29 protein-coding genes are annotated in these 22,021 nt (G+C 45.0%); 27 read left to right on the top strand and 2 right to left on the bottom strand.

Features of this window, described 5'->3' with window-relative positions; genetic code table 11:
- Nucleotides 1-120 precede the first annotated feature (120 nt).
- From HY877_06895 to HY877_06855, 9 genes are read left to right on the top strand one after another with little or no spacing between them, the layout of a single operon-like run.
- Complete coding sequence (locus HY877_06895) at nucleotides 121-1,335, top strand: type II secretion system F family protein (GenBank protein ID MBI5299998.1); 1,215 nt, start codon at nucleotides 121-123, stop codon at nucleotides 1,333-1,335.
- Nucleotides 1,332-1,739, top strand: coding sequence for a type II secretion system major pseudopilin GspG (gspG, locus tag HY877_06890; protein MBI5299997.1), 408 nt, complete (start codon nucleotides 1,332-1,334; stop codon nucleotides 1,737-1,739). Before HY877_06895 ends, gspG begins: the two co-directional genes overlap by 4 nt.
- Complete coding sequence (locus HY877_06885) at nucleotides 1,714-2,085, top strand: prepilin-type N-terminal cleavage/methylation domain-containing protein (protein ID MBI5299996.1); 372 nt, start codon at nucleotides 1,714-1,716, stop codon at nucleotides 2,083-2,085. The genes gspG and HY877_06885 overlap by 26 nt, the downstream gene beginning before the upstream one ends.
- Complete coding sequence (locus HY877_06880) at nucleotides 2,072-2,626, top strand: type II secretion system protein (GenBank protein MBI5299995.1); 555 nt, start codon at nucleotides 2,072-2,074, stop codon at nucleotides 2,624-2,626. Before HY877_06885 ends, HY877_06880 begins: the two co-directional genes overlap by 14 nt.
- Nucleotides 2,595-3,566, top strand: coding sequence for a general secretion pathway protein GspK (locus HY877_06875; GenBank protein ID MBI5299994.1), 972 nt, complete (start codon nucleotides 2,595-2,597; stop codon nucleotides 3,564-3,566). Before HY877_06880 ends, HY877_06875 begins: the two co-directional genes overlap by 32 nt.
- Nucleotides 3,559-5,013: a pilus assembly protein PilM gene (gene pilM, locus HY877_06870; GenBank protein ID MBI5299993.1), complete on the top strand. Its 1,455-nt coding sequence runs from the start codon at nucleotides 3,559-3,561 to the stop codon at nucleotides 5,011-5,013. The genes HY877_06875 and pilM overlap by 8 nt, the downstream gene beginning before the upstream one ends.
- The gene (gene pilO / locus HY877_06865) at nucleotides 5,014-5,571 is read left to right on the top strand and encodes a type 4a pilus biogenesis protein PilO (protein MBI5299992.1); all 558 of its coding nucleotides are present in this window, start codon (nucleotides 5,014-5,016) and stop codon (nucleotides 5,569-5,571) included.
- Nucleotides 5,572-5,573: 2 nt separating this feature from the next.
- Nucleotides 5,574-5,942 carry a hypothetical protein gene (locus HY877_06860; GenBank protein MBI5299991.1) on the top strand — a complete coding sequence of 123 codons (369 nt, stop codon included), beginning with the start codon at nucleotides 5,574-5,576 and terminating at the stop codon, nucleotides 5,940-5,942.
- A 42-nt stretch (nucleotides 5,943-5,984) separates the two neighbouring features.
- Entirely contained in the window at nucleotides 5,985-7,172 is a 1,188-nt protein-coding gene (locus HY877_06855) for a lytic transglycosylase domain-containing protein (protein MBI5299990.1), read from the top strand.
- Nucleotides 7,173-7,339: 167 nt separating this feature from the next.
- Here the strand turns inward: HY877_06855 and HY877_06850 are convergent, their stop codons facing one another.
- Together HY877_06850 and HY877_06845 are read right to left on the bottom strand one after the other, a co-directional pair.
- Complete coding sequence (locus HY877_06850; protein MBI5299989.1) at nucleotides 7,340-8,188, bottom strand: hypothetical protein; 849 nt, start codon at nucleotides 8,186-8,188, stop codon at nucleotides 7,340-7,342.
- A 179-nt stretch (nucleotides 8,189-8,367) separates the two neighbouring features.
- Nucleotides 8,368-9,687 carry an ATP-binding protein gene (locus HY877_06845; protein ID MBI5299988.1) on the bottom strand — a complete coding sequence of 440 codons (1,320 nt, stop codon included), beginning with the start codon at nucleotides 9,685-9,687 and terminating at the stop codon, nucleotides 8,368-8,370.
- A 255-nt stretch (nucleotides 9,688-9,942) separates the two neighbouring features.
- On the opposite strand from HY877_06845, the gene HY877_06840 reads away from it, so the two are divergent.
- The 18 genes from HY877_06840 to HY877_06755 all read left to right on the top strand — a co-directional run.
- A complete protein-coding gene (locus tag HY877_06840; GenBank protein ID MBI5299987.1) occupies nucleotides 9,943-10,155 on the top strand; it encodes a hypothetical protein in 213 nt (70 codons plus the stop codon).
- A gap of 45 nt (nucleotides 10,156-10,200) precedes the next feature.
- Nucleotides 10,201-10,638, top strand: a complete 438-nt coding sequence (locus HY877_06835; protein ID MBI5299986.1) for a four helix bundle protein — start codon at nucleotides 10,201-10,203, stop codon at nucleotides 10,636-10,638.
- Nucleotides 10,619-10,894, top strand: coding sequence for a hypothetical protein (locus HY877_06830; GenBank protein MBI5299985.1), 276 nt, complete (start codon nucleotides 10,619-10,621; stop codon nucleotides 10,892-10,894). The genes HY877_06835 and HY877_06830 overlap by 20 nt, the downstream gene beginning before the upstream one ends.
- Nucleotides 10,891-11,250 carry a pilus assembly protein gene (locus tag HY877_06825; protein MBI5299984.1) on the top strand — a complete coding sequence of 120 codons (360 nt, stop codon included), beginning with the start codon at nucleotides 10,891-10,893 and terminating at the stop codon, nucleotides 11,248-11,250. Before HY877_06830 ends, HY877_06825 begins: the two co-directional genes overlap by 4 nt.
- The gene (locus tag HY877_06820; protein MBI5299983.1) at nucleotides 11,238-12,008 is read left to right on the top strand and encodes a DUF29 family protein; all 771 of its coding nucleotides are present in this window, start codon (nucleotides 11,238-11,240) and stop codon (nucleotides 12,006-12,008) included. Before HY877_06825 ends, HY877_06820 begins: the two co-directional genes overlap by 13 nt.
- Nucleotides 11,995-12,231 carry a hypothetical protein gene (locus tag HY877_06815; GenBank protein MBI5299982.1) on the top strand — a complete coding sequence of 79 codons (237 nt, stop codon included), beginning with the start codon at nucleotides 11,995-11,997 and terminating at the stop codon, nucleotides 12,229-12,231. The genes HY877_06820 and HY877_06815 overlap by 14 nt, the downstream gene beginning before the upstream one ends.
- The gene (gene cpaB / locus HY877_06810) at nucleotides 12,228-13,049 is read left to right on the top strand and encodes a Flp pilus assembly protein CpaB (protein ID MBI5299981.1); all 822 of its coding nucleotides are present in this window, start codon (nucleotides 12,228-12,230) and stop codon (nucleotides 13,047-13,049) included. The genes HY877_06815 and cpaB overlap by 4 nt, the downstream gene beginning before the upstream one ends.
- A complete protein-coding gene (locus tag HY877_06805) occupies nucleotides 13,049-14,563 on the top strand; it encodes a pilus assembly protein N-terminal domain-containing protein (GenBank protein ID MBI5299980.1) in 1,515 nt (504 codons plus the stop codon). The genes cpaB and HY877_06805 overlap by 1 nt, the downstream gene beginning before the upstream one ends.
- Nucleotides 14,564-14,591: 28 nt before the next feature.
- Complete coding sequence (locus tag HY877_06800) at nucleotides 14,592-14,972, top strand: four helix bundle protein (GenBank protein ID MBI5299979.1); 381 nt, start codon at nucleotides 14,592-14,594, stop codon at nucleotides 14,970-14,972.
- 58 nt (nucleotides 14,973-15,030) lie between these two features.
- Nucleotides 15,031-16,872, top strand: a complete 1,842-nt coding sequence (gene tadA / locus HY877_06795) for a Flp pilus assembly complex ATPase component TadA (protein MBI5299978.1) — start codon at nucleotides 15,031-15,033, stop codon at nucleotides 16,870-16,872.
- Entirely contained in the window at nucleotides 16,869-17,423 is a 555-nt protein-coding gene (locus HY877_06790; GenBank protein MBI5299977.1) for a type II secretion system F family protein, read from the top strand. The genes tadA and HY877_06790 overlap by 4 nt, the downstream gene beginning before the upstream one ends.
- A 26-nt stretch (nucleotides 17,424-17,449) precedes the next feature.
- The gene (locus HY877_06785; GenBank protein ID MBI5299976.1) at nucleotides 17,450-18,091 is read left to right on the top strand and encodes a hypothetical protein; all 642 of its coding nucleotides are present in this window, start codon (nucleotides 17,450-17,452) and stop codon (nucleotides 18,089-18,091) included.
- Nucleotides 18,088-18,969 (top strand): type II secretion system F family protein, encoded by an 882-nt coding sequence (locus HY877_06780; protein MBI5299975.1) that lies wholly within the window; start codon nucleotides 18,088-18,090, stop codon nucleotides 18,967-18,969. The genes HY877_06785 and HY877_06780 overlap by 4 nt, the downstream gene beginning before the upstream one ends.
- A complete protein-coding gene (locus tag HY877_06775) occupies nucleotides 18,966-19,763 on the top strand; it encodes a hypothetical protein (GenBank protein ID MBI5299974.1) in 798 nt (265 codons plus the stop codon). Before HY877_06780 ends, HY877_06775 begins: the two co-directional genes overlap by 4 nt.
- Nucleotides 19,729-20,868 (top strand): hypothetical protein, encoded by a 1,140-nt coding sequence (locus HY877_06770; protein MBI5299973.1) that lies wholly within the window; start codon nucleotides 19,729-19,731, stop codon nucleotides 20,866-20,868. Before HY877_06775 ends, HY877_06770 begins: the two co-directional genes overlap by 35 nt.
- A complete protein-coding gene (locus tag HY877_06765; protein MBI5299972.1) occupies nucleotides 20,868-21,152 on the top strand; it encodes a type II toxin-antitoxin system RelE/ParE family toxin in 285 nt (94 codons plus the stop codon). The genes HY877_06770 and HY877_06765 overlap by 1 nt, the downstream gene beginning before the upstream one ends.
- Before the next feature lie 3 nt (nucleotides 21,153-21,155).
- Nucleotides 21,156-21,428 (top strand): type II toxin-antitoxin system Phd/YefM family antitoxin, encoded by a 273-nt coding sequence (locus HY877_06760; GenBank protein MBI5299971.1) that lies wholly within the window; start codon nucleotides 21,156-21,158, stop codon nucleotides 21,426-21,428.
- Nucleotides 21,429-21,484: 56 nt separating this feature from the next.
- A partial coding sequence (locus HY877_06755) for a M20/M25/M40 family metallo-hydrolase (GenBank protein MBI5299970.1) occupies nucleotides 21,485-22,021 on the top strand: 537 nt, incomplete at its 3' end.

Below are 22,021 nucleotides of genomic sequence, written 5' to 3'. Positions count from 1 at the left end.
TCATCCCCGCCCCTGCCTCCGCAGGGGTAAACTCCGGCGGGGATCCAGTGATTTTAAGGGCTTCTGGATTCCCGCCTACGCGGGAATGACAGAACGGGATTCAAATGCATAGGCATTTTTATGAAATATATTTACAAGGCAAAAAAGGGACCCAAAGAAGTGGTTGAGGGAGAATTAGAGGCGTCCAGTGAAGATCAAGCCGTGAAACTTTTGGATGCCCAAGGATTGGTGCCCATTCGCTTGAAGCCCAGTGACGGATCGGGGAAAAGTTCCGCGAGAAAACGCGCGGACATTGTCGTCAAAAGAAAAGAAATTCTTCTCTTCATGCGAAATTTGGCGAACCTCCTCAAGGGAAACGTCCCCGTCCTCAAGGCTCTTGTCCTTTTGGAGGGACAGGCGCGCAAAGGCGGTATGAAAAATCTCACCGCGGACCTGTCTGCCTCCGTGCGTGCCGGATTAACGCTTTCCGGGGCGTTTGAGCAGAATCCCAAAGTTTTTTCGCCCCTTTTGGTCAACATGGTGCGCGGCGGCGAGTCCGGCGGTGTTTTGGGAGAAATGATAGAAAAGTTAGCACTCCATCAGGAAAGAAACGAGGAAATTCGCGGAAAAATCTGGGGAGCGCTTGTTTATCCTGTTTTTATTTTGGTGATGGGGAGCCTCACCGTATTTGTTCTTCTCACCTATTTTTTGCCGAGGCTTTTGGGAGTTTATTTAAGCAATCAGCAGGACCTGCCGTGGCCTACCGCCGTGGTTTTGGGGATCAGCCATTTTCTTTCCGGAAACTGGTATTGGATTTTGGGATTTGTTCTCCTTGCAATCGCTTTTGTCAAACGTCTGAGCGGTCAGTCTTCCAAAAAACGTTTCTTCGATGAAATAAAATTGAAAATTCCTTTTGTCCGGTCGCTTGTGATTAAGAGCGCGGTTTTGAATTTCAGCAGGACACTGGGCCTTCTTTTGGATCATGGTGTCCCTCTTTTCAAGGCCGTACCGTTGTCTGCCGCGACGGTGGACAACGAAATCATCGGAAACCGTTTTAAGGAAGTGGAAGGGGACTTGGTAGTCAAGGGGGCGTCTCTTGCCGTGGCACTAAAAAAAATCAGCTATTTTCCTCCCATGGCGCTGGACATGGTTTCGGTGGGAGAGGAAAGCGGTCATCTGGGAAAGACGCTTTCCTATCTTTCAGATACGTATGAAAAAGAGATTGAAGGATTGCTGAAATCCTCGACGACGCTTATCGAACCGGTGCTGATTTTGGCCGTGGGCGGTATTATCGGATTCATTGTCTTTGCCATGTTATTGCCTGTATTCCAAATGGATGTGATGGGAGGCGTATGAACAAAAAAGGTTTTACACTGATTGAAATTCTTCTGGTTGTCGCCATTATTTCGGCCTTGGCCGCCATGGTTGTTCCAAGACTCACCGGGCGGTCCGAAAAGGCAAAAATGACGGCCGCGAAAGCGGACATCCGCGCCAACATCGCTACGGGCCTGAAGATGTACGAAATCGACATGGGGGCTTTTCCCACCACGGCAGAAGGACTCGAAATCCTGTTTCATGCCCCATCCGGATCCAACGGTTCTCAGTGGAACGGACCGTATTTGACGAACAAACCGGTGGACCCATGGGGCAGGCCTTATAAATATAAATCCCCGGGCACGCATAATCCAAACGGTTATGATCTTTTTTCCACGGGGAGGGATGGGGTAGAGAGCAATGACGACATTGGAAACTGGGACTAAGAATTGCAAGGGCTTTACACTCATTGAAGTTCTTTTGAGTGTGGTCATTTTGGCGGTTGGGCTGATTCCTATTATCGGGGGTTACCATACCGCGTTGGAGGCGTATAAAAGAGCGCAGTTCACGGCCGAAGGTTTTTGGATTCTTCATCAGAAAATGGCGGAGGGCCGGTTGGGAATGCGCTTCGATTCTGGAATATCCGCGAGTCAAAGCGGAAAGGAAGGCCATTGGGAATGGACGACAAAAATCAAAAAGGCACTGCCAAAGGATCTCTACGAACTGGAAGTTGAAGTGGAAAAAAAAGGAAGCGGCCGCAAACTGACGGCGGCAACTTATGTCAGAAAATAAAAACGGCTTCATGCTGATTGAAATGCTCCTCGTCGTTTCCATTGTGGCGGTGATTGCCCTCGCGATTTATTCCTCCCTCTCCGCGGGAGTCCACATTTGGAAACGTCTGGATCGGGGTGCCAGCGAGATGCATCTATTTTTGGCTCTGGAAAAAATGCAGAAAAATTTACGGAACAGTTTTGCCTTCAAGGCCATCGGATTTGAGGGCGCGGAAAACGAAATTTCTTTTCCGGGCCTTGTTTTGGTAAAGACGGACAAAGAGGGAGAGGCGCTCCATCAGGAACCGGGGCGCATCCGCTATTATTATGATGCGGCATCTCAAAGCCTTTGCTTCGAAAAAACCTCCTATGCCGATTGGATCAAAGGGATTAAAAAAGAATGCCAGAAAGAAATTCAGGGCGTCAAAAAAATCATCTTCGAATATCAGGATTCGCATTTATGGCAAACGGCTTGGAAAGAAAATAAGGCCCCACAGGCCGTGCGTTTAAAAACCGTTATGGCGGACAACAATGAAAGACAATTTACAATCGTTTTTCCGTGAGCATCGCGGGGAGCGAGGGTCCATAGCTATTTTAAGCCTTTGGGCCGTCACATTTTTGGCGATTTTGGCCGTGGCGGTGGGAGGACTTGTGTCCGCGAACAGTGACGCGGCCAACAGGATAAAATGGATGGCCAAGTCGTTTGCTGTTTCCGGCCGGGTGTTTGAAGAGGCCTTGAGCATTATCAAAGACGACAAAACCCAAGGCTATGACGGGATTGAAGAGGGATGGGCGGATGACAAGACTCGGTTTAAAGATATTTCTTTTGATGGCGTACACTACAGTCTGTTGGGGAGGGAAGGACGCTTCGGCCTGACGGATGAAGAGGGAAAAATAAATATCAACCGTGTACCGGCCGATGTTCTTTCGAAGGTGTTTCAGATCATGGGACAAATGACGCCGTCTGAAGCTGAAAATTTTTCTTTGAGTCTTGTGGATTGGCGAGATGCCAATGTGGTAAAAGAGGGTGGAAAGGAAAATGAGACGGAAGAATGCGAGAAGCTCCAAAAACCCTACTCGTGCAAAAACGCGGATTTGGAGGCGATGGAAGAACTTTGGTGGATTCCCGGAATGTCCGCGAAAGTTTTTGAAAAAATCCGGGGGGCAGTGACGATTTATGGTTTGGGACAAGTCAATATCAATACGGCGGATGTGGATACCCTTCGCTGTCTCGGCCTTTCATATGGTGGGGCCCAAACTATTGCCGGTTCAAGAAAAAATGTGATTTTTGAGCAGACGTTGCAGATAGGCCTTATCGCGGAAACCTTGGGACTTGGCGGTGAAGATAAGGCGGAGTTGGAACGGGCGGTGTCTTTGGGACTTTTGGGCGTGCGTTCCGATGTTTATCGGGGCAATCTGGTCATTGATTTTGGAGGACAACGCAGAAAAAGCATTGGTTTTGTCGTCAATCGAAACGGTGAATTAAAATCATGGAATGAATAAAATGGATCTTTTGAATTTTTTTAAAACGAATCTTTTTAAAAAATCCGGCGCAAGCGTTGTCGTGGAGATCGGCACGGATTGCCTTAAAATTTTTCAGGTCCTCACCCGAAAGAAAAAAACGGAAACGTATCTCAAGACAAAATCAATTTCAGAGATTCGCGAACCCTTGCACGAAGCCATTCCGAAAATTTTAAAGGAAGTGGCGCTTCAAAGCCGGCATGTGACGACATATCTGCCGAGAAACATGGTGAATTTAAGGCTGATCGAAATTCCATCCACGGAACACGGCGAAATAGACGACATTGTCAAGATGCAGGCGGTCAAGCAGACGCCGTATTCCAGAAACGAAGTGGTCATCTCTTATGCGGTGACCGCAAGCCGCAAGGAAGAAGGATACAGCGACGTCGTCATCGCGTTTTGTCAACGCAAGTTCGTGGATGAAAGACTGGATATTTTGGAACAATCCGGTCTGAAAGTGGATCGCATCGGCATCAGCTCGGAAGGGCTTTTGCGCTGGTATCTGAAAAGGCAAAAAGAGAACGATCTGGCTGTGTCAGGCGGCGTGATTATGCTGGTGGAACCCGACGCGACTTCCACGGATGTGGTTTTTTGCAAAAACGGAGCTTTTGCTTTCTCGAGGGGATTTTCCTTTACCCTGACCGATCCGGTTGGGGCGGATACGGCCGGAAGATATTGCGAGGAACTCAAAAAGGTTGTGAAGCTCACGATGGATGAAGCCAGCCTTGATTCTCCTGAAAAGGCGGTGCTGGCAGGACCGGTCGGAAAATTTTCCTGTTTGAGGGAGAAAATGGAAGAGGTCCTTGAAATGTCCGTGGAGCTGATGGATCCCGCCATGGATGTGGATTTTGCGCGCGGACCGGAAGAATCCGCACCCTCCATTGCATCTTTGATCGGATTTGGAAACGGCGGGATCCGGCTTCTCTTTGATCTTACCCCGGAAGAAGTGAAGCTCAAACGGTTGGTGAAAAAAAGGGGAAAACAGCTCATGCTGACCGGAGCGCTCTCTTTGGCGCTGATCGCCGCCATTCTTTTTTTCATCGGCGGGGATTTTTACAAGCGGCTTCGTTATATTTCAGAGCTGGAAAAAAATATTGAAAGAACGTCGGAAGCGGCTTCCGATGTCGAGGGAAAGGTCAAAAAGTTGAAAATGATCCAGAACAGGACGAATGCCGACAAATCTTTTCTGAAATACTTGAAGGAAATATCCGCCTCTATTCCTCATTCGGTTTATTTTGATTCCCTCGATTATCTGGATGGAGACAAAATCATCCTGAAAGGTTACGCGGGCGAGATGTCCGAGGTTTTTGAATATGCAAAGGCGCTGGAAAGTCTGAAGATATTCAAGACCGTGAAATCCGAGCAGGTGAGCAAGAAAAAAATGGGCGACAAAAACATGTCTGAATTTGAAATTGTGTGCGGATTATAAATGAATATCAAAGATATACAAGCAAGGTTTGACAAACTCTCCAAAAGGGAGAAAATGCTTTCGCTGGGCACAGCGGCCGTTCTGGCGTTTTTGCTCGCGGATTTTCTGGTGGCGAGGCCCTTGTATGATTCTTATGTTTCACTCAAAGAACGAACCGTTGAAGAGGAAAAAAAACTGGAACAGAACATGATCAACATCACCATGAAGGAAGATATCGGGAAGCGTTTTGAGGAATACCGCAAATTTATCAGAAAGCCGTCCGGCAAGGGGGAGGAGGCGGCCATGATGCTCTCCGAAATTGAAAAAACGGCAAGGGCCAATGAGGTTACGCTGGCGGACATGAAACCGCAGGAAGGAAAGGTCCGCGAATTTTACAAGGAATATACGGTGGATATTGATGCGGAAACGGAACTGCCGCAGTTGATCCGGTTTTTACATCAGGTGGAAACTTCGTCTCAGCTGATGCGGGTGGTCAAAGCGAAATTGAGTGCAAAAGATAAAGAATCACCCGTGGTCAAGGCAAAACTGACAGTAACGAAAATTGTCATGGAGGAATGAACATGAAGAAAATATTTTTCATTCTCTTAGTTTTTTTTGTAGCTGTGACAGGGTGCCGCAAGGCGCCTCAAAAAGCTGAAACGGCGCCGGTTCAAAAAGCGCCGGAAATCAAGGCCGCGAAGGACCTTCAGCCGCTTCTGGATGAGACAAAAAAAATCGCCGGTGCGATTTGTCAAAGACTCAATGAATGCCGGGTAAAGTGGAGCGACGGGGACTGTGTGGACGGGATGACGCGGGATCTTTTTTCGCTCGTCGGGAAAATTGCCGATACCACCCAATGGCCCCATGCGGATCAATGCCAACAAATTCTTCAGCATCAAAATTGTGATCTGATTGTGAAATACCGGTTTCCAAAAGAATGTGGCACGTAAAAAAAGTGCGTAAGTACGTAAGTACTTAAGTTGGATAAAAAAATGTTGCGTCTGTTGTTTCTTGTCTTTATTGGTTTTTTCTTTTCTCCGGCACCGACGCACTCAAGCACTTACGCACTCAAGCACTTTCCTTCTCCCCCTTCCCTTTCCGATGAAGTTCGTTTTTGGAAAACGGTTTTTGGCACCTATGACCGCAGGCAAGTTCTCCTTCATGATGACAAGTGTCTCAATGTTCTCTACCAAGTTCTGGATTTTTCCAAAATAGGGGAGCGCAAAGATCTTTCTCCGAAACAAAAAGAGGAAATCATTCGTACTCAAGTGGTAAATGTCCGTGAAAAAATCACGGTTTCTTTGGAACATCTGGCCCAAGGTGTTCAGCAGGAAAAATTGACTCCCGAAGAAAAATATTATGAAAAAATGTTTTTGTCCTGTTCCTTACGCCTGAAAAAACCTTTGAGTGCGGAATACAGGGAGGCGCAAAACCGCATTCGCGTGCAGGTGGGACAGCGATCCAATCTTCAGTCTGCAATTGCCAAGTCCACCCAAACTCTGGGAGACATTGAAGCCGTTTTTGAATCTTATGGTTTGCCCGGGGAACTGACGGCGTTGATGTTTATTGAATCCATGTTTAATCCCAAAGCACTTTCGGAAATCGGGGCATCGGGTTTGTGGCAATTTATGCCGAAGATCGGAAAAGAATATGTTCCCATGAATTCCTTTTGGGACGGACGCAATGATCCGATTCACGCTTCCGATGGCGCCGCCCGCCTTCTCAAGGATTTGCATCGAAGAACCGGGGATTGGGGCTTGGCCGTCAATTCCTATCATTCCGGTCTTGGGCGGATTGAGAAGGCGTGGAAAAAATTGAAGACCAAAGATATCGCCGTTATCATTCATGAATATGACGATCCCGCTTACGGATTTTGGTCTCGAAATTATTATCCGGAATTTTTGGCGGTGGCGGAAATTCTTAAATGGCAAAAGGAAACCTTCGGAACGCCGGAAAATGATTTGTTGGAGCAATACGATATCGTCAAAACGCCTGATTTTCTAAATCTTCCCGAAATGGCCGGCAGACTTGCCATAGATATGAAAGCTTTACGGCGCCTTAATCCCGCCATCCGTTCGGAAGTTTTTAACGGCGGTCTTCCCCTCCCGCCCGGCTATCCCCTCAAAGTTCCCAAGGGGATGGGTTATCCCGTAGCTTTGGCCACAGGCCACCCGCCTTGAGGGAACCTCCGAAAACTGTCCATCTGCGTTGTTGCCCGCAAATCCGCAATCCTCACATACCATTAAAGGTATGCTCCGGTTGCGGGTTCGCTCAGCCATAGCATCTGGGCAGTTTTGGGAGGTTCCCAATTATCACGGTTTCCGGATGTGCCCTTGAATTGAAAAACCTAATAATATTTTCCCATCCCCCATCCCTGATATTGTTTTTGGGGATCTGCGCATAAAGGTCTTCCCACTGCGAAGATTTCTACTCCACGATAAACATAATGATAACGTGCTGAGTCTTCAATTTTTTTCCCTGTGCATGTTGGGTGTTCGGCAATGACCAAACATCTTCCAAGTTTTGCGCAAGCTCTGGCACCCGCTTCCATTTGAACAAAAGTACCGACCATGAGACTTGAAACGAGAGCGCGGCGTTCCAAAGCATCATTGTTATTCAAACCGGGTAGTTCGTCTGTGTCCAATTGTCCGACCTTTTTGGAAAACTCAGTCCGAAGTTCGCCAGCATTGCCCTCTTGGTCGGCCAGCTCAATCATGCGTGCCGCGAAGAGAAGCTGATTTGCAATTTTTTGCGTAAGATCCGCTCTTTTGTCATAAGGGGTCGGATTGTCATAAAGTAGCTTTGCACCGGCAAAAAGTTTGGTTTCTTCATCGGAAAGGGGAGTGTCCAAATTTTGTGGGCCAAAGGCCAATGCAAATAAAAAACGGGTTACAAGGGTATTTGGTCTGCCCATTTTCTGCGAGAAAAAAGAAAAATTCGGACTTGAGACGGATTCAGACACATTTCCCGATTTACTAAAACGTAAAATTCCTTTGATGGGTCCGGATGATAACTGAAGATCAAGCGATGCCGTGGCTTCTCCATCTTCCCCCTGTACAAGGGACAAACTGTCTTTATCGCGCAACCCGTAGCTTCCCAAAAAGTAGCGCAAATCCTTTTCCTGCACGCTTCCGTAAGTTTCTCCTACTGCACGAAAAACACGATCCAGCGACAACGCAACAACAGTGTTACCCATTTTTTCCTCCTTGTTGGAATATTGGTTTTATAAAATAAAAAGAAACAAAAAAAGACGTAGACCGAAGATATAGGTTTTTTGCTTGTTTGGTGGAGACAGCTTGTTTTTCAGAAAGAGAACATTCGCAGAGCATGTGCTCTCTGATTATATTTTCACCGCAATTTGTCAACAGAAAAACCTTAAATTTCCAAAAGCCATTTCATTATATTGGAGTGACTCGCGTTGTGTTTTTTGAGAACAGCGGATTCAAGCTCGTTCGTTAATGTCAGAATCAGATTGGTTCCTTTCTTTAGATATTTGTCAGAAAGATCGAAAACGCCCAGTTCCCTGGCCAGATTATCCTTATTGAGATCGGAACAAACCTGATATTTGTCAAAAGCATTGCCATCACGATTGAGAATAAAATCAATTTCCCGCCCGCGCTCATTTATTCCATAAAAGATTTTGTCAGTTTTTCTTCTCAGATGGAGGAAAATGAGATTTTCCAGTTTCATAGAAAAATTTTCACGACCTGTGCGATACAGGCCGGCCAGCCCCGCATCTATTGAGTAAAACTTTTTCGATGAAGAAAATATCTTGCGTTGTTTCCAGTCGAATTTGTTGAGCTCCAAAACAACAAATGCTTTGGTAAAATAATTGATGTATTTAATGACCGTTTCGACCTTAATTTCAATGCCGAGAGATTTTATCCTGTCCTTTAAATTGGTATATGAAACAACAGTGCCAATGTTCGAAAGGACATAACTCAGTAAACGCTCTAAAACATCGATGTTATCTACCTTAAATCTTTTTACGATATCATCGAGTACAACTTTGGTCGTGATGCCCTTGAGATAGGAGTATTTCGCATCTTCGCTCGCAATTTCAAAAATTTCAGGAAGGCCGCCAAAACATGCGTATTCGAAAAACAATTTTTCGAGTTCCGCTTTTTGCCTCAAATAGTCTTTTTCATTTTTTACTTCAATTTTTTTATAACTCAAAAATTCTCTAAAGCTGAACGGAAAAAGAAAAAACTCAATGTACCTTCCTGCAAGATTTGAACCGAGTTCTGCCGAAAGAAGTTCGGAATTTGAACCGGTGAGTATGATTGTCGTGTCGTCGCTTTTTTCATATATCGTTCTTACAAATTTGTCCCAACCATGCACGTTTTGTATCTCATCAAGAAAAATTAATTTAAGACCGTCTTTTGCAATGTCGGATAGAAAAACGGAATATATCTCCCCCAACTTCTTTGCCGAGTTGATATCGGCCAAATTATAATCCTCAAAATTCAGGTAGAGAATGTTTTCAATTTTATATTCCTTTTTCTCGACGAGTATTTTTGCGATTCTTTGTGCCAGAAATGATTTACCAGCTCTTCTAAACCCGGTAATTATTTTGATTGGCTTCGATGTAATCGCGGAGAGGATGGCAGATTCGTTATAACGTTCCACACCCTTTCTTTTCAGGATTAGGTTCTGCCAATCATAAATAAGCGTCACAATTTCATTTTTATTCATATTTTACCTTCGTATGGGTAAATTTTAGTCATATTTTATCGCCCTGTAAAGGAATAATATTAACAAAGACCGATTTGATGCAGGCCTGTACGGAATTGATGCATCTTCGTCAGTTCATCTAAAAAATAACCCCCTCTCCGGCTGGCCCCTTTCCTGCACTAGATAAAAATCAATATGGGTTCCAATAAGGGTTTGTCGACAAAGTGTCATTCTGAGTCCGAAGGGCGAAGAATCCAATTTGGTAACAGTATCAGAATGAGATTCTTCGTCGCTAACGCTCCTCAGAATGACTTCGGCGACAAGCCCAATAACAAAGGAGGAGTCGTGGTGGAATATGTTTTGGTCGTGGCGCTTCTGGCTTTTTGGCTGGCGGCGGCGTTTTACAACCCGGGCCACGGAGGGCGAAGCGTAGGAGCTTCTTTTCTTGCTTGGCATCACGACCTGTCGGAGAGAGTGGCAAAACCGTGAAAAGGACTAGGGACCATGGACAATGGACCAAGGACCATGACGATGATGAGAAACTTTAAAAATATACAGGCTTGGATTTTAGCCAGCGACCTTGCGGTTCAAATTTATACTCGTACCTCAAATTTTTCAAAGGAAGAACGTTACGGTTTGATTTCTCAGATGCGACGCGCTGCCATTTCCACGTTGGCAAACATTGCGGAAGGAGCCAGCAGACAGCATAAAAAGGACTATTTAAATTTTTTGTATATAGCTAGGGGATCTCTTTCTGAAACAGAAGCGCTGTTGGAGATTTCAAGACGTCTTTTGTTTTTAAATAGTTCTCTTTTTGAAGAGCTGACTCTAATCTGCCAAAAAACTGCAAGATGTTTGTTCGGTTTAATCAGAGCCGTTGAGTCTGAAGTCTATAGTCCATGGTCCGTAGTCCATAGTCTATCAAATAGTCTATCAACTAAAGGAGGCAATCATGTTGAACAAATCATCTAAGTCAAGGTTTGGCTTTGCCAGACCGCGAAGCAAACTCGAAGAGTTTGCGGAGTCTAAAATAGAATGCAGAATTTTGCGGAATCAGAAAGGGCAGAGCGCCACGGAATATATGCTTCTGATCGCCGTGATTGTGATTGGGCTTGTGGCCGCGGCTTCACGCATCATTCCCATATTTCAGGAAGGGGTTAACGGATTGGGAGCGAATATCACTGAAACTCTCAAGACAAATCAGGAAATGACAAAGGCCAACCCATGAAAAACTGTCGCGGAGCCGGTCTTGTCGAATTTATTTTGATTTTGCCGTGGGTGGTAGGGATTGTTCTCGCATTGGTGGCCGTGGCGATTTGGGTTCTGCAGGGACACTTGATGCACTACGCGGCTCATAAACAGTCAAGACTTTTGAGTCTCTATCAAACGGACAAAGCTGAGGCGGAATCGCAATTAATTTATCCACGACCGATTGTAACCCACGCCCCACTTCATTTTTCTCTGAATGGTGTTCAACTCGATCTTTTGCACCAAGATAAACAAGACGCATGGCGGCAACCCCAAATGGACAATCCGATTCCGTTTTGCGGAGAGGAAGGAAACTACGCACTATGCAGTTATTGAAAAAAACAAAAAAAGGTGAACGGGGACAGGTTGTTGTCTTTTTTATCCTCATCATTCCCATTTTGATGTTGCTGTTGGTAACAACCGTTCAGTTTTCAAAACTGGTTTTTGAAAAGATTCGTCTGCAAGAAACGACCGATCGGGCGGTGTATGCGGGCGCCGGTTATCTAACCGAAGTTTTAAATCAGATGGCGCTTTTAAATTGGAAAGTTCATCAACTCTTTCTCGACCGCAAAGAAGATTTTCTAAAAAATGGCTCCAGAAAAACGGAGAAAGAGGCGAGAAACCAGATTCAAAAAACTCTAAAAGATCAAGAAGCCCTTTTGTCTGAAATGGAAGAGTTGGGTCAAACTGCTTATCCAAAAGCCTATCAAATCGCGAACCGTATTTTTCATGAAGAGTTTCCCCAGTCCAACTTGACGCAGGTTTTCCAGCCGCCCATTGTTTTAAAAGACGGACCTCAGGAGACTTTCTATTTTGACAGAATAAACGGCGTGATGGTTAACCCCACAGGTCATGAGCGCATTCCAAGAGTCAGCTTGCCATTGCGTATGGCTTTTGTGAAGGACCCGTCCACCATTGTTGGTTTTTCAGCATCCGCCGAAGTTAAAAAACAGGGACACGCTTTGAAAGCCCTCTCGGCGGCGGAACCTTATGGAGGTTCTCTTTGGCGTTTTGCCCTTTCGCCGGAAAAATCAGACGCACTGTTTTATCGGACCGCAAGGGTCCCTGTGGAGACATTTTATGATCAGAAATAAAAAAGGCGCCGCCACAACGGAACTGATTCTCTTGTTGCCGCTCATGCTCGTTTTTTTCTGGGCCTTTATGAAGCTTTTTAAAATTTCGACAGAGTCCCGGTTTCGTTTGATAAATGCGGAACATAAACAGATCGAAACGTTACAGAAAAAAGAACTCTCCGTTTCTGTTTTGGAAAGACCCTGCCAAATCGATCCAGCCATTTGCGACGGGAGGAAAAAATGAAATGGAAACAAAAACCAGTTTTGCTCGCCTCCCTGTTTGCTTTTTTCAGTCTCTTTCTTGTTTGGGGTTTTTTGAAAGCAAAAGAAGCGCGGTTTAACTCGCTGGAGGAACCGATTTCCGTGCTTGTGGCGAAAAAAGATATTTTGGAGGGCACGCGTTTGGATGAATCACTGCTTCAAACAACACAAATTCCACGCCGCTTTTTGCAACCGAGTCCGGCGACTTCTTTGGAGTCAGCCGTAGGTTTTGTGAGCGCCGCCCCGATTTTGAAAGGGGAACAAATTTTAGAAACGAAGTTGATGGCCTTGAGCAGTATTACGGGGCTGGCGGTAAAAATTCCACAAGGAATGCGGGCGTTAAGTTTGGATATAGATGATGCAGGCGGCGTGGCGGGGCTGGTGCGACCCAATAATTTTGTCGATATTTTGGCGACATTTGAGATCGAAGATTCCACCGACACCGCCTCTGTGACAACACAAACCGTGGCGCAAAAAATTCTTGTGTTGGCGGTGGGGGAAGACCTCGGCTCCAAAGTGACGCTGGAAACGGTGGCCAAAAACAGTATCAAGAAAAGTTTTTTGTCGGGAAGCTCTTTTTCCGAAAATATTGCTTCGCGGAAAAAAACAATCACACTCTGTGTTACTCCGAGACAAGCGCAAACAATCGAATTCGCAAAAACACAATCCAAAATCTCACTCGCCTTGCGCCCTCTCTTGGAAGAGGAGCCGCTCTCCTTAAGCCCCACCACAATGTTGGACGTATTGGGAATGAAAGGCCATGTGCGGAGCAACGGATACAGGGAGTATAGGGGCAAATAATGAAAAAATTAAAAATCAAAAACCAAAAATCAAAAATACAAACAAAAAATAAAAAATTTTTGATTTTTGATATGTGTTTTTCATTTTTGGTATTTAATTTTTTATTTTTCACTCCGTTATTGGCAAGGGCACAGTCTCTTCCCGCGCAGTCTCTCTCCCGCGGCGAATCAAACACGCTCATTACAGAATATGAAATCGGCGATGTAGCGTTGACGGATCCGAAAGTTGCCGACTTTTTTATTCAGGAAGACCGCAAATCAATTTATTTGAACGCCAAGGGTGAGGGTTTCACAACGCTTACGCTGTGGGATAAACAGGGTGAGGCGAGAGATGTCATTCCTGTCACTGTTTACGGCACCAACCTCAAAGGAATTTTGGGAGAGGCGAAACAATCGTTTGGTTCGATCTCTTCGATTCAGTTTATCACACAAGACAACACCATTCATATTGTGGGCGAGGCGCCATCGCCCTCCGATTATAAAAGGATACAAAGTTTTTCCGCGCGCTATCCGCAAATTGTCAACGAAGTGACACTTGCAAAACCGGTGCTGGACACACTTACCTCGCGCATTGAAAAAGCAATCGCGACACCGGGGATCAAGGTTCGCTCGGTGCGAGACCGTGTGATTTTGGAAGGCGTGGCTTTTAGCCAATCGGCCTCCAACAAGGCGTTCGAGATTGCAAAACTTTATGACCCCAACTGTCTCAACCTCATTGAAGTAAAACAGGGAGACCGCAATCCCGGAAAAGAACCGATGGTGCAACTCGACATTTATTTTATGGAGATTCAAAAATCGGCCTTGCGCTCTTTTGGAATTGAATGGGCGCCCGGTTCTTTTCCTCAAGGTGGCGGTGAAGGGTTAGGTGGAAGTGGTGGAGGCATCGGTGGTTTGGGACAATCGCTGATCGGTTTTGTGATGAATCTTTTGCCGAAAATCCGTCTCATTCAGGAAAAAGGTTTGGGGCGTGTTTTGGAAAACCCAACCCTTTTTGTCAAAAGCGGTGACTTGGCAAATTTTTTCAGCGGCGTGCAGGTACCTTATTATGCCCAGCAGTCGGTGCAGTTCAAAGAGGTGGGAGTAAAAGTGGAGGCGCAACCCATTGTGGCGGGGAGCGACATTGATTTAAAACTCAACGCGACCATTTCTTCGGCTTCGCCTCACATTCAGGGCGGAATCAACACGCACACATTAAACACCACGGCGTATCTTCCTCTGGGACAAGCGGTGGTGTTGGGGGGAATTTTGAGCAATCGCGATGTAAAGACTTACAATCGCGTGCCCAAAGATTTGGCCACCTCCTCCGCGCTCTTCACACTTTTTCTTTCGAAAGATTTTCAATCGAGTCGTTCCGAACTCGTAGTTTTTGTTTTGCCACGCATCGCAGATCCACTGGCCGACGCCAAGGCGGCTCAGGAAGAGTGGCAGAAGAGGGAAGAGGCAATGGTTAAGGAGAGGTCGATGCGAGAATATCTTGATTACATGAAAAATCAAAAATCAAAGATCAAAAATTAAAAACACATACCAAATATAAAAAACAACTATGCAAAACAATTATCAAAGCCATCACATGGAATTCAAAAGGCGAATATACCAATACTCCCTGAATTTGATAAAATTTTTGCAATATTTGCCTAAAGAACCAATTTATCGGGAAATCTCTGGACAGCTTGTCCGTAGCGGTACAAGCATTGGAGCAAATTATTTTGAAGCTCAAGGCGCCAGTTCAAAAAAAGACTATCAAAACTACTTCAACCATTCGTTGAAATCGTCCAATGAATCGCGATTTTGGCTTTCTCTTCTAAAAGAAAGCGGTCTTGTGTCGCAAGAATGTCTTGTTTCCTGCGATGCCTTGTTAAAAGAAACACAAGAATTTGCCAATATTTTTGCCCCCAGCATTTTAACAATGAAGGGCCGCAGGTAGTTATTTTTAATTTTTGATATGTGTTTTTGGTTTTTAATTTTTGATTTTTAATTTTTCTATGACACGTTTTATCAATATCATGGGTGTCAAAGATGGAGTCGGAGCTTCTTCGTTTGCGCTTAAGCTGGCTTTGGGATTGAAGAAGCAGGGGGTTAGGGTTCTTCTTTTGGATTGGCATCCTGAATATGTGGGGGATTTGGGCCGTCTTTCTTCTTCTCAAAATGGTTGGCGGACTTTGCGGGATTTGCAGAAAATTCCCGAGCCCGTTGATAAAAATTGGCTTCATGGTTTTTTGAAGAATTCCGACGGCGTTGATTCTCTTAGTTGGGGAAAGGCGCGATCGGAACTTTCCAATTTCACACCCCGGAGTGCCTTTTCTCTTCTGGAACCTTTGCTGGTTCATTTTGATTATGTCGTGGCTGATATTGGTTCGCGATGGAATCCTTTTATAACTCCACTGTTGGAAAAAAGTTTTTGCCTTCTTTTTGTTTTGCAGGCCCATTCCAATCTCGTGCAGGAATTGCGTTGCAAAGCGGATGAGCTTATCCAGAATTATTTTCCTCTGGAAAAAACAGGTTGGGTTGCGTGGAATTGGGATGCACAATCTTTTTTGACAAACAAAACCGTCAGCGATTTTTCAAAAATTTCCTGCCGGGGCTCTTCGGTTGAAGAAGTGATTGAGGCACTTCAAAAACAGGAAGATAGAATTGATTCGGCTATCTCTTCTCCTTCTTCTGTTGAACAAGTCATTTCCGGCGAAGACACGAACTCTTTAAAGATCGCGCTTCTGCGGTCGGTTCAGGAAGAAATGGAAGCAAAGGGACTGAAAGCGGAAAAAGAAGACAAGGAACTCCGACCAAAGATTTCCAAAATTATTTTAGAGGTGATGGCGGCAAAATCACACACTTTCCCAGAGTCGCTCGATAAAACGGCTCTGCTTGAAGAGTTGTTGAGTGAATTGCTAGGTCTTGGTCCCTTGGAAAAATTGATCTCCAATTCCGGCTATAGTGAAATTCTGGTCAACGGCGCAGGTACAATTTATGTGGAAGAGAAGGGAAAACTCCGCCTCACCCCGTTGAAATTTTTGAATGCCGACTCTTTGCAAAAAACAATCGAACGAATTTTGTTGCCGGTGGGAAGACGCGTGGATGAATCTTCTCCGATGGTTGATGCGCGTCTCCATGATGGTTCGCGCGTCAACATTATTCTGTCTCCTCTGGCTCTCAATGGTCCGGTCATCAGCATCCGCCGGTTTTCCAAAGAACTTTTGGGTCCGAAAAATTTGATACAAATGGGAGCCGCCAGCGAGGAGACATTTGCATTTTTAGAAGAAGCAGTGCGGACTCGAAAAAATATTCTTGTTTCGGGCGGCACCGGTTCCGGCAAGACAACGCTTCTCAATGTTTTGTCTTCGTTTATTCCGGAAACGGAACGCATTATCACCATTGAAGATGCGGCGGAACTTCAGTTGCGTCAACCCCATGTTGTGCGGCTTGAATCGCGCCCCTCCAATATCGAAGGGAAGGGATCGATCACCATCCGTGATCTTGTTCGCAACGCGCTTCGCATGCGCCCCGACCGGATTGTGATCGGAGAATGCCGCGGTGGCGAGGCGCTTGACATGTTGCAGGCGATGAACACGGGACACGAAGGATCGCTCACAACTCTTCACGCCAATGCTCCGCGCGATGCGCTGAATCGTCTGGAAACTCTCGTGATGTTTTCGGGTATGGAACTTCCTTCCAAAGTAATTCGGGAACAAATCGCCTCGGCGATTGATCTGATTATTCAGGTGTCAAGATTGTCCGGTGGCGAGAGAAAAATCACGCAAATTTCAAAGATAACCGGACTGGAAGGAGATGTCTTTTTGCTTGAAGATATTTTCGGAGGGCTGGCATGAAACGGAAAAAATTAAAGGAGATCGAAGCAACACTTCCGGAATTTTTTACGATGGTCGCCAACGCGATGAAGGCGGGATTGAGTTTCCCTCAAGCTTTGCAAATGGCGAGTCAAGAGGGGCCTTCTCCTCTGAAAGAGGAATTCAAGGAAATTTTGGAAAAAGTTAATTTGGGATGGTCGCTGGAAGAAGCCCTTCTTGCAAAAGAGTCCGCATTAAAACTGGCCGACTTTTCTTTGATGGTGCATTCGGTTTTGATTTTGCGCCAGACTGGCGGAAATTTTGTCCCGCATTTTGAAAATTTGGCGCACATTTTGCGGGAAAGAAAAAAAGTTTCTTCTAAAATCAGACTTCAAACAACGCAGGGAATGACTCAGGGAGTGATTTTGGGATTCATGCCTTTGGGTCTTGGACTGGCACTTTTTTGTTTGTCCCCCGAATTTATTTCTCCTTTGTGGGAGAGCGCGCTGGGATGGATGGCTCTCTGCGCGATTTTAATTTTAGATGCAGGCGGTTGGTTCTGGATGCGTCATTTGTCGAGGATAGAAATATGAAAGGACATGGGAAAGGACAATGGACTATGGACCATGGACAAGGGACTAAAAACCTAAAATCACTATTTTTGTTGTTGGTCCTTGGTCTATGGTCCATGGTCCATAGTCCGGCCCTCGCCCAAAAACATATCACCTATATTGAAAAACGCGGAGCTCAGGTGCGTGAATTTTCTGCCCGCATCGAAGGAAATGAAATTTATTTTAATAAACGCGTCGGCCTTTTCCCGGATCATCTGATTTCCGGCTCTCCATGGTATCTTGCGGGTTTGCCGTCTCTAGAGGAAACAGCACCCTTTATTTTTGAAGATTTTCCGACGCTTGCGTTGCAAAGAACATTCGATGACAAAAATACCGTCAACATTCTTGGAACAAGCTTCGAAAAATATCGGGAGCATCTTTCCCTCAAAGCAAAAGATGAAATTATTCCGTTGACGGAAGAAGAAAGGGATTTGAGTCAAAAGCTCAAAGCTTATGGAATTCAGGATATCGCGCTGGAAGGGACAGGAGAAATTTTGATCGATCCAAAAACAAAATCAGCCGTGGCGGAACAGTTTGTTTTATCTGGAGAAGTAACAAAAAATACGGGGAAGGAACATTGGCAGATGGAATGGGCGTTTGGAGAAGGACAAGGGACTATGGACCATGGACTATGGACGGGGGGAAAATGATATTTCTAATCTCTGTAATGATGAGCGGGGCGGTTGGGTGGATTTTATTTCTCTTTTTTAAAAAATTGGAGAAAGAACATTTAAGAGCCCAGTGGTTTTCCGCATTGAAGCAGATTCAAAAGGAAGGACCTCTGCTTGTCTGGAATCGTCCCTTGATCCCACTCTTTGGATTTCTTTTTAAAAGGGATTTATTCGAAAAACAGACTAAAAAATTATCTTCGTTGTTGCAACTTTCCGGTGCCGACAAAATTTTAAATCCGTCTGAATTTCTTTCGTGGAGTTTTTGTCTCGCGTGGGAAGGAGTTTTAATCGCCGTGCTTCTTTTTGGTTTCTCCTTTTTTTCGCTGTTCATCGGATTGTTGTGTGGCGCGGGTTACCCCTTTTTGTGGATCATCCTTAAAAAAAGAGAACGCTGGCGTTTGATTCGCAAGGATTTGCCTCTCGTCATGGATCTTCTGGCTCTCTCGGTTGGTGCGGGACTTGATATGATGCAGGCCATTCAAAAAATGGTGAAGCTTTTGCCCGCCACTCCACTGCTTATCGCATTCGAAGAAGTGCAGAGTGATTTGAAGCTGGGACAAACACGAAAAGAATCACTGCAACATTTTAAAGAAAAAATGCCTCTGCCCGAGATTCGCCAGTTTGTCGCTCTGCTTCTGCAAGCCATTCAGTTGGGTACTCCGCTAGCACCAGTCCTGCTGGCCAGCGCCGAACAGATGCGCACAGAGCGTTTTTTGGAAGTGGAGCGTTTGGGCATCAAAGCCTCGCAGAAAATTTTATTACCTCTGATCTTTTGCATTCTACCTTCCGTATTCTTAACCATTTTTGCACCACTGGGCATTCGTTTTCTAACCAAAGGCTTCGAGGGATTTCTATGAAATTGCGCAATCTTCTTCTGATATCGCTGGGTATAATCTGGCTTTTTTTTGCTTGGCTTTGGATTGATCAGACAAAAAAAGATTTTCTGCGAAAAGAAATCGCGAGAGGTGAGTCTTATGTCACGACGCTCGCCGCATCAAACAGAACCCCTCTCCAAAATCAATTGGAACCTCTTGTGGGTCTTGGTGATCTGCTTCAGCAACAGGGCGTTGTGGAAGCCATGGTTAGCGATTTTCAGGGAAAAGTTTTGGTTCCTCTCCAGCACTTCGGTGAAAAAGATATTTTTTCGCAAAAAAAAGGGGGCGACCTTGTTTTTAAAAAAGAGATATTGGGTTTGAATCAGGAAAATTTGGGGACGGCGCTTCTTCTTTTTCATCCCGACGTTCCCAATTTTTATGGTCTCCAGTTTTTATTTTTATCACCTGTTTTGGGGGTAATTGGTTTTTATCTCTATTTTTCGTTGCGTCGTAAAAAAGAGCCAGCGAGCAAGTCTCTGCCAAAGCCCATCTGCCAACACTCGCTGGATTGGATTCCCCTGTTGCATCGATGGGTTGGAGAAGAAGTCTATATGTTTGACGAAGAGGGAAATGTTCTCGCCTGTTCCTCAGAAACCAATAAGACTCATCTGCTCGATCTTTTTCCGGAGCCCGGAGAGGCACAAAATATTCTGACCCTCTTCCAAAAAACAAAAGAGGATGGGAATTCAGTCACTCATTTTGACGGAGAAAAAATCAGAATGGGAAGTTGGAGGGAAAAAGATGGAACGAAACGTTTTTTGCTCGCTTGTCATTAAATTTCTACTGCTTTTGTCGCCGATTTCTTCTTATGGAAACAATCGCGCCGCCGAAATATTGGTTGGAAATTTTTATGAACAGGGAAATTATCATGTTGCCATCCAAGAATGGAAAAAGGGAATTTGGAATTACGAACTTGCCCGTTTTTTGGACCCAAACCTCGCTGTAACGCAATCGAAAATAAAAAACCTCACATCGGAACTGCAAAAACAGTCGGAGCAATTTTATTTGGAAGGTTTGAGAGATTATCAATCCCTCCGTTTTAATGAAGCCAATCTTCAATGGCAGATGGCGTTGCAATCGGTTGTGGAACCTCAAAGTCCCCTCAAACAAAAAATTGAAACAGCGCTGATCCTTCTTAAACAAGGAGTTCCGGCCGCAAAAAAAGAGAGTCTACCGCCGGAAATGTCAGATCCAACACGCGGCACCATGGAAGAGGTGAGAGGTTTTTTGGAAAAAGGGGAACCGCGCCAAGCGGCTCTTGTTTTGAAAGAGAGTCTTCGTCGTGATGAGAAAGAAGAGAGATCACAAAATCTTTTAAACCGTTTGCAAAGTTCTCTTTCAAAAGATGAGACAAGTCAGAATTTATCCGAAGCAATTCAAAAACAGTTTGAAGCCGCGCAAAAATTATTAACGGAAGCAAAAAATGGCGGTGGTTATCCAAAATACAAAGAAGCGCTGGCGCTTTTCAAGCCGGAGGATTTGAAGCCCCCTTTTTATCGGGAGTTGGAAGAGGGCCTCAAAGAGAGTGCCGTAAAACTCAATGAACAATTAAAACCGGCGCTTAAAAATTGGGAAACCGCGTTGCAAAAAGAAAATCCAAATTTAGAAGAAATCGGTTTGAAATTAAAAAAGATAGTTTCGACTTATCCCCCATCTGAAGAGACGAGCCAGCTTCTACAGAAAGTCTATGACTTGCTCCAAAAAAAATCGGAACCCCTGCTAATGGAAGCCAAAACAGTGCAAGAGTTGGAAGGAAGTCTCGTCGCCAAACCCTTTTATGAGAAAGCAAAAAAGACCGCCCTCTTCACCGAAGTCCCCGCCTGGCAAGAAGCCCACAAAAATCTAGAAGCAAGCGCCAAAACCCTTGACGTGAGGAAATAATGAATTTAAAATGGCTATCAATGTGGACACTTAAATTATCATCACAGGCCGTTACTTTTTATGAGGGTGTGACTGGTAAATATAAAACGCAATTAACAAACGGTTTAAATAAACTTTCTCAAGATCCCCATATCGGTAAAATGCTAAAAGGTGATTTGAGAGATTATTGGTCTTATCGAGTTGGAGTTTACAGAATTATTTATAAAATCCATCAGGAAGAAATTATTGTGGAAGTTTTGAGAATACAACATCGCAAAGAAGTTTATGAAAAATTTAGGAGGTAACCTATGGCACAATTATTGACCATCACAAAAGCCAAACAGCAATTGCTGGAATTGGCCCGACGTAATCAAGAGTTGGGGGAATCTTTTATCATTCTCAAAGACGGGGAGCCTGTGAGCGCTCTTCTCCCTTTTGAAGAATACGAGGCCATTCTTGAGACGCTGGATATTCTGGAAGACGAGCCCGATATTTTAAGAAAGCTCAAAAGCGCGGAAAGGGAAATCGCCGCTGGTCGTTATAAAGTATGGAACAAAGAAAAAAAATTAAAGCATCGTTAATCCTTTTCCCTTGAAAAAATCTGACAGGAGTCTTATTGCGCTGGGCTGGAGGTTTTATGTCACAACAAGTTCTCGATTATATTGCAAAAAACAAAAACCATTTTTTGGAGAGTTTGAAACAGATTATTCGTTTGGAAAGTATTTCAGCCCAGCCCGCAAAAAAAGATCAGGTTTTAAAATGCGCCGATCTGGAAACAAAAATTCTCAAAGAGATTGGTCTTGAGCATGTGCAGTTGATTCCCACCGGCGGATATCCTCTGGTTTATGGCGACTGGCTTCATGCACCGGGCAAACCCACCATCCTTATATATGGCCACTATGATGTACAACCGCCCGAACCCCTTGATCTTTGGAAAACGCCGCCGTTTGAACCCACGATTGTTGGCGATAATTTATTTGCCCGCGGTTCCTCGGACAACAAGGGCCAGCACTTTAGCCACATCTGCGCGATGGAAGCCTATCTGAAAACGGTCGGCAAACTCCCCGTAAACATCAAAGTTGTTTTGGAAGGGGAGGAAGAAGTGGGTGGAGAGGGGATTGACAAATATGTCCGCGAACACGGAAAATTTTTGGCCTGCGACGCCGTGATGATC

This window comes from Deltaproteobacteria bacterium (genome assembly GCA_016213065.1).
Taxonomy (GTDB): domain Bacteria; phylum UBA10199; class UBA10199; order SPLOWO2-01-44-7; family SPLOWO2-01-44-7; genus JACRBV01.
This window is presented reverse-complemented; position numbering and strand designations above follow the sequence as displayed.